The following is a 12657-nucleotide window of genomic DNA, read 5'->3' on the forward strand; positions in this document are numbered from 1 at the left end:
GTGAGTTCACTGGCCCGCCTGGCGCGCGCGATGCGCGACGCCTACAAACTGGAGGCGCTGGAGCCGCGCGTGCTGCTGTCCGCCGACCCGGTGCTGGGCGCGGCGCATGCGGTGGTCATGCAGCCGGCCGATCTCTACGCCACCAGCGTCGACGGCGCCTACGACCCGGCCGATGCGCTGGCCCTGCACCCGGGCCAGGTGCCGCACGCCAGCCTGCCTGAAGGTTGGCAGGCCTGGGCGCCTGCCGAAGAGCCTTCGTCAAGCGGCAGCCAGACCTTCGCGGTGGATGCGCGCGCTTTCGATGTCAGCCACGCGCAGATGGCCGACGGCTTCATGGCCGGCACGCTCAGCGTGCCGCTGGACCAGGCCGCCAACGACCCCGCCGAGGAGTTCAACGTCGGCGGCGGACCGACGATGCAGGCGCTGGCCGTCGTCGCCCCGGGCGGCACGCAGGCGGTCACCACGACGCCCGAGCCCTCGCTGACGCTGACCGCCAGCGACGTGCTGGAGATCGAGATCGACGGCACGGGATCGGATCGCCTGAACGTGGCCGCCGACGCGGTGCTGGACGGCACGCTGAAGGTCAGCCTCATTGGCGGTGCCACACCTGCCGACGGCCAGGTCTATACCTTCCTGAGCTACGGCGGCACGCTGACCGGCAAGTTCGCGGACGGCGAGGGTCTGGTCAGTGTCGGCAACGGCCTGTTCTTCGAGATCCAGCACGACGCGGCGGCCAAGGAACTCAAGCTCGTCGCCCACGTGCTCGACGCGCCCAGCGCCTTCGCCGTCAACCTGTTGTACGGCGCTGCCGGTGCGCAGGCCCAGGCGCTGGCCGACCACGCGGGCGAGTGGTTCAACGCGAGTTATTTCGCTCGCAACGTCGACTTCACGATCAGCAACGCGTCGCTGGACCTGGGCCAGGGCGTCAAGCTTTCCGGCTCGCTGGCGGCCAGCTACACCGAGAACCTGTCGTTCAGCGATGGCAGCGGCACGCCGCACACGTACGACGTCTGGAAGATTGGCCTCGCCAACGGCGCCGGCTACCTGGGGCTGGACGCCAACGACGCCGCCAAGCCGGGCCTGACCTTCAGCCAGATCGACGCCGCCGTCGTCGTGCTCGACGGCCGCGGCGCCAATTCCGCCGGCTGGCTGCTGGCCGAGGGCTCGGCGGGCGGCATCGCGCTGCAAGGCGTCAGCGGCCTGACGCTGGCCGCCAACAACCTGTCGCTGGAGTTCAGCCGCGGCCTGGGCCAGCTGAACGGCGTGGCCAACCAGGCCGGCATCGACCTGTCCGGCCAGGCGCAGAGCCTGTTGGTGGACGGCACGACCTTCACCTTCGACGGCAACGGCCAGCTGGGCGACTTCGCGTCCATGAGCGGCACGGGCCAGTTCACCTACGGCCCGGTGACGCTGAACGGCAGCTTCGGCCTGGCGGTGTCGGCCGGCTCACTGACGGCGGTGGGCAGCGGCATCGAGGCGCGGCTGACGACCGGCAGCTTTGCGGCCGGCGTCACCAACGCCGGCTTCGGCGCCGTGATGACGACCGGCGGCGGCCTGGCGCTGGAGGCCAGCGGCGGCTTCCACCTGTCGGGCGGCGGCTTCGCCAACGTGTCGGCCACGTCGGCGCTGCTGCGGCTGAACCTGACCGGCGCCGACCAGACCGGCCGCGTGCTGGAGGCCGGCAGCCTGACCCACACCTTCGGCGCGATGCCGGCCAGCAGCACGCCGGCCGTCGACATCCGCGGCCTGCAGGCCACGATCGCCGACACCTTCAGCCTCAGCGGCGACTACGCCTTCGGCCGCGATGCCAACACCGGCGGCATGGCCATCATTGCGGCCAACGCCGGCGTGCAACTGCTGGCCGGCAGCTTCAAGGCCGGCGTGACCGGCGCCACCGTCGCCATCGCGATGAAGGCCGACGGTAGCGGCGTCGATGTGGTCGAGTCCAGCGGCTCACCCTTCCTGCAACTGGGCAGCGACATCTCGGCCAGCGCCAGCTCCGTCGCGCTGCGCTGGAACGCCAGCGGCGCCGACGCCAGCGGCCGCGCGCTGGCCGTGGGCAACGCGAGCTACACCTTCGGCAGCGGCTTCGGCATCGGCCTGCAGCAGGTCAGCCTGAGCGGCGCCAACCTGACCGTCGGCGACTTCTTCAACGTCGGTGGCAACCTGGCCTTCGAGCGCAGCAGCGCCACGGTGCTGCTGGCCGCCGACAACACCGCCACGGCCGGCGTCGACGAGTCCACCGCCGGCGTCGCCGTCGACCGCCTGCTGCTGGGCGGCAGCGGCCTGACGGCCACGGCCGGCATACCGAACGGCCCGGGCCTGGCACTGGCCAGCGTGGACTTTGCGCTGGCGCTGATGAGCGTGCGCAACGATGCCACGCGCGGTTGGACCAGCCTGCAGGCCAGCGCCACGTCGGCGGGCTTGACTGGCTTGGCGGGCGTCACGCTGACCGGCAGCAACCTGTCCGTCAGCGTCAACCAGGCCCGCAACGTGGCCGACTCGGTGGTGGACTACGGTGCCGGCCGCACCGTGCTGAGCGTGCCCACGGGCGCCACGCCCATCACGCTGAACATGGAGGGTTCGCGCGGCCGCCTGATGCAGGCCGCCGGCACGCTGACCTTCGACCTCTATGAGTTTGTGCGGCTGACCGGCAGCCTGGCCGTCACCCGTAGCGACCAGGCCATCACGCTGGCCGGCGGCGAGGTCGTGCAGTCGCGCATGTTGACCGTCGGCGCGGCCGGCGTCAGCGGCTTTGCCGGCCTGAACGCCGGCCAGGCCAGCGCGATGGGCTTGAACCTGACCGGCCTGGACGTCGCGCTGGCTTTGTTCTCCGACAGCAACAACGCCGCGCGCAGCTGGACCAGCCTGCAGGCCACGGCCGGCACGGTCGGCCTGGTGGGCGTCGACGGCGTCACGCTGACCGGCAGCAACCTGGCCGTCAGCCTGAACCAGGCCACCGGCGTCAGCGACCCGGTCGTCGACTACGCCGCCACCGCGCTGACGGTGGCCACCGGCGCGACGCCCATCACGCTGAACATGGCCGGCACTGCCGGCGAGATGTTGAAGGCCAGCGGCACGCTGTCGCTGAATGTCTTCGATTTCCTCAGCACCACCGGCAGCCTGTCCATCGAGAAGCGCGACGACAGCCTCGTGCTGGCCGATGGCAACACGGTGCAGACCCGCCTGCTGGCCATCGGCGGCACCGGCATCAGCGGCTTTGCCGGCAACAACGGCGCCTCGGCGGACCGTGTCGGTCTGGAGCTGACCAACGTCGACTTCGGCCTGGCGCTGCAGAGCAGCAAGGCCAGCCCGGCGCGCAGCTGGACCAGCCTGGAAGCCAACGTCGGCAGCGTCGCGCTGGTCGGCATCAATGGCTTGACGCTGGCGGGCAGCAACCTGTCCGTCGCCATCAACCAGGCCAGCCAGCTGAACGACGCGGTCGCCAACTACGCGGCGCAGAACCTCGTCGTCGCCACCGGCACCGGCACGTCGCGCACGCTGCTGATGTCCGGCAGCGATGGCGAGTTGGTGCGCGCCCGCGGCACGCTGACGCTGGACGGCTTCGGCTTCGTGCAGATGACCGGCGGCTTCACGCTGGAGAGCAAGGACTCGTCGCTGACGCTGGCCGGTGGCGAGGTCGTGCAGACCCGGCTGCTGGCCGTGGGCGGCGCCGGCATCGGTGGCTTTGCCGGCAACAACGGCGGCTCGGCGGACCAGGTGGGCCTGACGCTGACCGGCGCCGAGTTCGCGCTGGCGCTGCAGTCCAGCAAGGCCGCCCCGGCGCGCAGCTGGACCAGCCTGCAGGCTAGCGTCGACAGCGTCGCGCTGGTGGGCATCAATGGCTTGGCGCTGTCCGGCACCAATCTCGCGCTCAAGCTCAACCAGGCCAAGCAGGTGGGCGACGCCGTCGCCGACTACGCCGCCCAGAACCTCATCGTCGCCACGGCGCCCGGCAACACGCTGACGCTGGACATGAGCGGCAGCGACGGCCGCGTGCTCAAGGCCAGCGGCGTGCTGAACCTGGACGCCTTCGGCTTCGTGCAACTGGGCGGCAGCTTCGCGCTGGAGAGCAAGGACTCGACGCTGACGCTGGCCGGTGGCGAGGTCGTGCAGACCCGGCTGCTGGCCATCGGCGGCACGGGCATAGCCGGCTTTGCGGGCAACAACGGTGGCTCGGCGGACCGGTTGGGGCTGGAGCTGACCGGCGCCGATTTCGCGCTGGCGTTGCAGTCCAGCAAGGCCACCCCGGCGCGCAGCTGGACCTCGCTGCAGGCCAATGTCGCCAGCGTCGGCCTGGTGGGCATCAGCGGGCTGACGCTGACCGGCAGCAACCTGTCGCTGCAGCTCAACCAGGCGAAGCAGGTGGCCGATGCGGTCGCCGACTACGCCGCCCAGAACCTGGTCATCGCAACCGGCACCAGCAGCAGCCGCACGCTGTCGCTGGCCGGCAGCGAGGGCGCCATCCTCAAGGCCAGCGGCACGCTGGCGCTGGACGCCTTCGGCTTCGTGCAGCTGAGCGGCGGCTTCACCATCGAGAGTAAGGACGCGACGCTGACGCTCGCCGGCGGCGAGGTCGTCAACACGCGGCTGCTGGCCATCGGCGGCGCCGGCATCAACGGCTTCGCCGGCAACAACGGCGGCTCGGCCGACCAGGTCGGCCTGGCGCTGACCAACGCCGAGTTCGCACTGGCGCTGCAGTCCAGCAAGGTCGCCCCGGCGCGCAGCTGGACCAGCCTACAGGCCAGCGTCGACAGCGTCGCGCTGGTGGGCATCAACGGGCTGACGCTGTCCGGCAGCAACCTCGCGCTCAAAGTCAACCAGGCCAAGCAGGTGGGCGACGCGGTCGCCGACTACGCGGCGCAGAACCTCGTCGTCGCCACGGCACCGGGCAACTCGCTGACGCTGGACATGAGCGGCGCCGACGGCCGCGTGCTGAAGGCCAGCGGCGTGCTGGCGCTGGACGCCTTTGGCTTCGTTCAGCTGGGCGGCAGCTTCGCCATCGAAAGCAAGGATGCTTCGCTGACGCTGGCCGACGGCTCCACAGTGCTGACGCGGCTGCTGACCGTCGGCGGCACGGGCATCAATGGCTTTGCCGGCAACAACGGCGGCTCGGCCGATCGGCTGGGCCTGGAGCTGACCAGCGCCGACTTCGCGCTGGCACTGCAGTCCAGCAAAGCCACGCCGGCACGCAGTTGGACCACGCTGCAGGCCAATGTCGGCAGCGTCGCCCTGGTCGGCATCAACGGCCTGACGCTGTCGGGCACCAACCTGTCCCTGCAGCTCAACCAGGCCAGGCAGCTCAATGATTCGGTGGCCGACTACGCCACCAGCAACCTCATCGTCGCCACCGGCACGACGATCACGCGCGCGATCAGCATCGCCGGCAGTGAAGGCCAGATCCTGAAGGCCAGCGGCGTGCTGGCGCTGGATGCCTTCGGCTTCGTGCAGCTCGGTGGCAACTTCGCGATCGAGAGCAAGGATTCATCGGTCGTGCTGGCCGATGGCACGACGGTCGCGACCCGCCTGCTGACCGTCGGCGGCAGCAACATCAGCGGTTTTGCCGGCAACAACGGCGCCTCGGCCGACCGGCTGGGCCTGGAGCTGACCGGCGCCGAATTCGCACTGGCCCTGCAGTCCAGCAAGGCCACCCCGGCGCGCAGCTGGACCAGCCTGCAGGCCAGCGTCAACAGCGTTGCGCTGGTCGGTATCGACGGCCTGACCTTGGCGGGCACCAACCTGTCCATCAAGCTCAACCAGGCCAAGCAGCTGAACGACGCCGTGGCCGACTACGCCGCGCAGAGCCTCGTCGTGGCGACCGGCCCGAGCGACACGCTGACGCTGGACATGGCCGGCAGCGAAGGTCGAATCCTCAAGGCCAGTGGCGTGCTGGCGCTGGACGCTTTCGGCTTCGTGCAGCTCGGCGGCAGTTTCGCCATCGAGAGCAAGGATGCCTCGCTGACGTTGGCCGGCGGCGAGGTCGTGCAGACCCGCCTGCTGACCGTCGGCGGCTCCGGCATCAACGGCTTTGCCGGCAACAACGGCAACTCGCCGGACCGGTTGGGCCTGGAACTGACGAACGCCGAGTTCGCGCTGGCGCTGCAGTCCAGCAAGGCGGCACCTGCGCGTGGCTGGACCAGCCTGCAAGCCAGCGTCGACAGCGTGGCGCTGGTGGGCATCAGTGGCCTGACGCTGGCCGGCACCAACCTGTCCATCAAGCTCAACCAGACCAAGCAGCTCAACGACGCGGTGGCTGATTACGCCGCCCAAAACCTCGTCGCGGCGACCGGCCCTAGCAACACGCTGACCCTGGACATGGCCGGCAGCGACGGCCGCATGCTCAAGGCCAGCGGCGTGCTGACGCTGGATGCCTTCGGCTTCGTGCAACTCAGCGGCGGTTTCGCCATCGAGAGCAAGGATGCCTCGGTGACGCTGGCCGGCGGCGAGGTCGTGCAGACCCGCCTGCTGACGGTCGGCGGCTCCGGCATCAACGGCTTTGCCGGCAACAACGGCGCCTCGGCCGACCGCCTGGGCCTGGAGCTGACCAATGCCGAGTTCGCGCTGGCCCTGCAGTCCAGCAAGGCCACGCCCGCGCGCGGCTGGACCAGCCTGCAGGCCAGCGTCGGCAGCGTCGCGCTGGTGGGCATCGACGGCCTGACCCTGGCCGGCACCAACCTCAGCATCCAGGTCAACCAGGCCAAGCAGCTCAATGACAGCGTGGCCGACTACGCCGCGCAGAACCTCGTCGTCGCCACCGGCCGGGGCAACACGCTGACGCTGGACATGGCCGGCAGCGACGGCAAGGTGTTGAAGGCCAACGGCAACCTGCAGCTGGACGCCTTCGGCTTCGTGCAGCTCAGCGGCGGCTTTGCCATCGAGAGCAAGGACAGCACGCTGACGCTCGCCGGTGGCGAGGTCGTGCAGACCCGCCTGCTGACCGTCGGCGGCAGCGGCATCAACGGCTTTGCCGGCAACAACGGCAACTCGCCCGACCGCCTGGGCCTGGAACTGACCAACGCCGAGTTCGCACTGGCGCTGCAGTCCAGCAAGGCCGCACCGGCCCGTGGCTGGACCAGCCTGCAGGCTAGCGTCGACAGCGTGGCCCTGGTGGGCATCAACGGCCTGACGCTGGCCGGCTCCAACCTCGCCATCAAGCTCAACCAGGCCAAGCAGCTCAACGACGCGGTGGCCGACTACGCGGCGCAGAACCTCGTCGCCGCGACCGGCCCGAGCAATACGTTGACGCTGGACATGGCCGGCAGCGATGGCCGCATGCTCAAGGCCAGCGGCGTGCTGGCGCTGGACGCCTTCGGCTTTGTGCAACTGGGCGGTAGCTTCGCCATCGAGAGCAAGGACAGCAGCGTCATCCTTGCCGACGGCAGCACCGTGCAGACGCGCCTGCTGACGGTGGGCGGCAGCGGCATCAACGGCTTTGCCGGCAACAACGGCGCATCGAGCGACCGGCTGGGCCTGGAGCTGACCGGCGCCGAGTTCGGCGTCGCGATGCAGTCCAGCAAGGCCACGCCCGCGCGCAGCTGGACCAGCCTGCAGGCCAGCGTCGGCAGCGTGGCGCTGGTGGGCATCGACGGGTTGACGCTGGCCGGCACCAACCTCGCCATCACGCTCAACCAGGCCAGCCAGCTGGCCGACCCGGTCGTCGACTACGCGGCGCAGAACCTTGTCGTCGCGACTGGCCCCGCCGACTCGCTGACGCTGAACATGGCCGGCGCCGACGGCCGCATGCTCAAGGCCAGCGGCACGCTGACGCTGGATGCCTTTGGCTTCGTGCAGCTCAGCGGCAGTTTTGCGATCGAGAGCAAGGATTCGTCCGTCGTGCTGGCCGACGGCTCGACGGTGCCGACCCGCCTGCTGACGGTGGGCGGCAGCGGCATCAACGGCTTTGCCGGCAACAACGGCGGCTCTGCGGACCGTGTCGGCCTGGAGCTGACGGGCGCGGAGTTCGCACTCGCGCTGCAGTCCAGCAAGGCCGCCCCGGCCCGCGGCTGGACCACGCTGCAGGCCAGCGTCGGTAGCGTCGCCCTCGTCGGTATCGATGGCTTCACGCTGGGCGGCAGCAACCTCAGCATCCAGGTCAACCAGGCCAAGCAGCTGAACGACTCGGTCGCCGACTACGCGGCCCAGAACCTCACCGTCGCCACCGGCAGCAACGACACGCTGACCCTCAGTCTCGCCGGCAGCGAGGGCAAGGTGCTGAAGGCCAGCGGCGTGCTGGCGCTCGACGCCTTCGGCTTCGTGCAGGCCAGCGGCGGCTTTGCCATCGAGAGCAAGGACTCCTCGGTCGTGCTGGCCGATGGCAGCACAGTGCAGACCCGCCTGCTGACGGTGGGCGGCGCCGGCATCAACGGCTTTGCCGGCGTCAACGGCAACTCCCCCGACAAGGTCGGCCTGGAGCTGACCAACCTCGAATTCGCGCTGGCCCTGCAGGGCAGCAAGGCCACGCCGACGCGCAGCTGGACCAGCCTGCAGGCCAGCGCCGGCAGCGTCGGCCTCGTGGGCATCGACGGCATGACGCTGACCGGCAGCGACCTGTCGCTGCGCATCAACCAGGCCAAGGCGCTGAACGACAAGGTCGTCGACTACGCGGCCCAGAACCTCGTCGTCGCCACCGCACCCGGCAACACGTTGACGCTGGACATGGCCGGCAGCGAGGGCAAGATCCTCAAGGCCAGCGGCGTGCTGACGCTGGACGCCTTTGGCTTCTTCCAGGTCAGCGGCGGCTTCGCCATCGAGCAGCGCGACCAGGCCGTCACGCTGTCCGCCGCCAAGAACGCGCAAGGCCTGGAAACCGCCGCGCCGACGACTGTCAATACCCGCCTGCTGACCATCGGCGCCAGCAATGTGCGCGCCTTCGCCGGCATCAACGGCGGCACGGCGGACCAGGTCGGCCTGGAGCTGACGGGCGCCGACTTCGGCCTGGCCTTGATCAGCGAAGTGGGCGGCACCGGCGCACCGCGCAAGTGGACCTCGCTGGAAGCCACCGCCCAGCAGGTCGCCCTCGTCGGCATGCCCGAGGGCCTGACGCTGCAGGCCAACGACCTGAAGGTGCAGATCAACCGCGCGTCGCAGGTCGTGCCGGCCGGCGCCAAGCCGGCCGTCGTCGACTACGCGGCGGGCGCCACGGCGATGACTGTCGCCACCGGCCCGTCCAGCGGCATCACGTTCGAGATGCCGGGCGACAACGGCCCCATGCTGACGGCCACCGGCCGGCTGACGCTGGATGCCTTCGGCTTCGTGCAAGTCAACGGCGGCTTCGCGGTCGAGAAGCGCAGCGCCACCGTCTCGCTGGCCGCCACGAACACGCTGCCGGCGCAGAGCCTGGCGGTCGACGTGCTGAGCTTCGGCATGGACGACGTGACCGTCTTTGCCGGCGTCAACGGCGGCACGGCCGATGCCGCCGGCCTGGAGATCGCCGGCATCGACCTGGCGCTGGCCCTCATCAGCTCGCAGACCGAACCAGGCCGCAAGTGGACGGCGCTGCAGGCCAACGCAACCTCGGCCGGCTTCGTCGGCCTGAGCGACCTGCTGCCCACGGTGCGCAACCTGACCGTCGAGCTGAACCAGGCCAGCCGTGCCAACGACCGCGTCATCGACTTCTCCGCCGCGCCGCTGACCGTGCTCATCGGCCCGGGCGAGACGGTGGACATCGACATCGACGGCGCCGCCGGCGAGCTGGTGCGCGTCGAGGGCGACATCACGCTGCAGCTGTTCGACTTCGCCTACCTGTCCGGCCGCATCGGCTTCGAGAAGTACAGCCCCACCGCGCCCATCGTGCTGGCCACGGCTACCGGCGCGCCGCAGCCGGTCACGGCAACCTCCATGCTGGCCATCACGGGCCAGGGTGTCAGCGTCTTCGTCGGCTATGCGGACGGCGGCTTCGACACCAGCAAGACGCCCGCCGAGCAGGCTGCCAACCTGTACGGCTTCGGTGTCAGCAGCGCCGACTTCGGCGTGCTCATCGCCAAGGCCGGCGGCCAGTCGTACACGGCGGCCAAGGCCAACCTGGCCAATGTCGCGCTGTTCGGCTTTGACCCGAACGACTTCGAGCTGAGCGCCAACGACCTGCAGCTGGAGATCAACCGCGCCGACGCCCAGGGCCGCAGCATCGACTTCGTGCGCAGCTTCGGCGCCGGCGGCCTCGCGCTGGGCTCGACGGGCGTGGTGGCGCTGGACTTCCGCGGTGGCGATCGCATCGGCGTCTACGCCCGCGAGGCGGTGCTGAAGGTCTCGGACTTCATCTACTTCCGCGGCGCTATCGGCTTCCAGAAGGCCGACTTCGGCAACACGCTGCGCTCGGGCAGCGGCCTCGTGCCGGTGCTGGGCGCCAAGGGCTTCAGCATCGCCGGCAGTGGCATCGACGCCTTCGTCGGCTACGCGGACGGCGGCATCGACCCGGACAAGACCTTCGCCGAGCAGGCCGGCAGCCTCTACGGTTTCGGCGTGCAAGGCCTGAGCTTCGGCTACCTGAGCGTCAAGGACCAGGGCGGCAAGGCCTACCAGGCGCTGCGCGCCGACGCCAGCAACGTTTCCATCTACGGCGTCGACGAGACGGACTTTGCGCTGAACGCGCAGGACGTGCACATCGAGTTCAACACCGCCACGCCGGGCTTGGGCGGCCTCATCACGCCGCTGAACTTCGCTGGCAACCGCGCGCTGGACCTGCCCACGGGCGCCGACCCGGTGACGCTGAACTTCTCCGGCGAACGGCTGATGCTGTCCGCCGCGCAGGCGACGCTGGCGATCTCCGACTTCGTGCTCGTGCAGGGCAGCTTCGCCTTCCAGAAGGCCAGCTTCACCGGCCTGCGCAATACGCTGGGCCTGCCGGTGGGCACGCCCGCCAACCCGCTGCGCGGCTTCACGGTCGGCGCGAGCAACGTGGACGTGTTCGTCGGCTATGCCGATGGCGGCCTGGACCGCACGCGCCGCTTCCAGGACCAGGACAGCCAGCTCTACGGCCTGGGCGTCGAGGGCGTGGACATCGGCCTGCTGATGGCCAAGGACAGCGCCGGCATCAAGTACACCGCGCTGAAGGCCCACGCGGATTCCATCGGCGTCTACGGCTTCGATCCGAATGACTTCGAGCTGTCCGCCCAGGGCGTCGACATCGAGCTGAACACCGCCAGCGGCATCGCCCGGCCCATCGACTTCACGGCTGGCGGCAGTGCCGGCTTCAACGTGCCCACCGGCGGCGACCCGGTGCTCCTGGACATGTCCGGCAGCGTCATCGGCGCCAGCCTGACCGATGCGCGGCTGACGATCAGCCAGTTCGTCCACATCGACGGCAACTTTGCCTTCCGCAAGGGTGACGACACGGCCCTCACCGTCAAGGGTCCGCTCGGCGTCAGCATCCCCGACGTGCGCATGCGCGCCATCGAGATCGGCGCCAGCGACGTGAACGCCTTTGTCGGCGTGGGCGGCGACGCGAGCAACCCGAACGCCATCGGCTTCAGCGTCGACGACTTCGACTTCGCACTGGGCCTGTACAAGGCCGTGCCGGACATCCTGAACCCGGCCGCCAACGTCGTCACCGGCACCAAGTTCACGGCGCTGAAGGCCTCGGCGGCGCAGATCGGCTTTGTCGGCTTCGACGACTTCATCGAGTTCTCGCTGACCGACGCCCTCGTCGACATCAACACCAGCAGCAACCCGCTCTACATCGTCGACTTCTCGGCCAGCGCCGGCGGCGGCCATGCCATTGGCACCGGCGGCACGCCCATCACGCTGACCGCGAGCAACCGCCTCATCAGCGCCACGGTCGGCCAGGCCAAGGCCAGCGTGGCAGGCATCCTCAGCCTGTCGGGCGGCTTCACCTTCCAGAAGCAGACGGTCGACGACGTCAACTTCCACGCCGTCGGCCTGGACATCGCCATTCCCGCCGACGTGCTGGTCGTCGCCGGCAAGAACGTCAACGCCTTCGCCGGCATCAACGGCCCCTACCGCCGCGACAGCAACGGCGACGGCGTCATCGACGGCAACGACACGACCAACGACGACGCCATCGGCTTCGCCATCGACAGCCTGGACTTCGCGCTGGCCATGCTGACGCCCACGCCGGGCGCCGGCATCACGCTGCCGGGCAAGTTCTATGCGCTGTCGGCCACCGCCGGCCTGGCCGGTCTGGTCGGCACCGACCCCTACCTGACGCTGGAGGCCACCGAGGTCAAGCTCGGCTTCAACGGCGCCTTCCTCGGCAAGTACCCGGTGCCGAGCGCCTACGTTGACTTCACGACGCTGCCCGGCGGTGGCCTCGCCATCCCCATCGGCAGCGACCCCGAAGCCTTCAGGCTCGACTACGACAGCAACTCGCTGCGCATCGCCATGACGGCGACGCTGGGCCTGTTCGACCTGTTCGAGGTCAGCACCAGCTTCGACTTCGACTTCGAGCTGCCGTCCACCGGCGCACTGATCCCGACCATCAGCCTGAAGAAGCTCACCAGCTTCCTGCCCGACAAGCTGCCGGGCTTCGACTTCCTCGACGGCGCGCTGGGTTTCCTGAAGAACCTGGAACTGTCGATCGGCTTCGATCCCAGCCTCGGCCTGACGCTGTTCGGCTCCGTCGAGCTGCCGGACCTCAGCATCAACATCGCCAACTTCGTCCACATCCACGGCGACTTCCGGCTCAACCTCGGCGAGACCTTC

At 69.7% G+C, this 12657-nt stretch carries 1 protein-coding gene (only partly in view); it reads left to right on the forward strand.

Annotation, left to right across the window (positions count from 1 at the left end):
* Positions 1-12657, forward strand: the beginning of a protein-coding gene (locus tag ACG00Y_RS04515; protein ID WP_394476394.1) for an LEPR-XLL domain-containing protein. Its footprint extends 28770 nt past the window's final position; 12657 of the gene's 41427 nt are visible here — the first part of the coding sequence; the start codon lies at positions 1-3; its stop codon lies off the right edge, out of view.

It is taken from the genome of Pelomonas parva (genome assembly GCF_043555835.1).
Lineage (GTDB): Bacteria > Pseudomonadota > Gammaproteobacteria > Burkholderiales > Burkholderiaceae_C > Pelomonas > Pelomonas parva.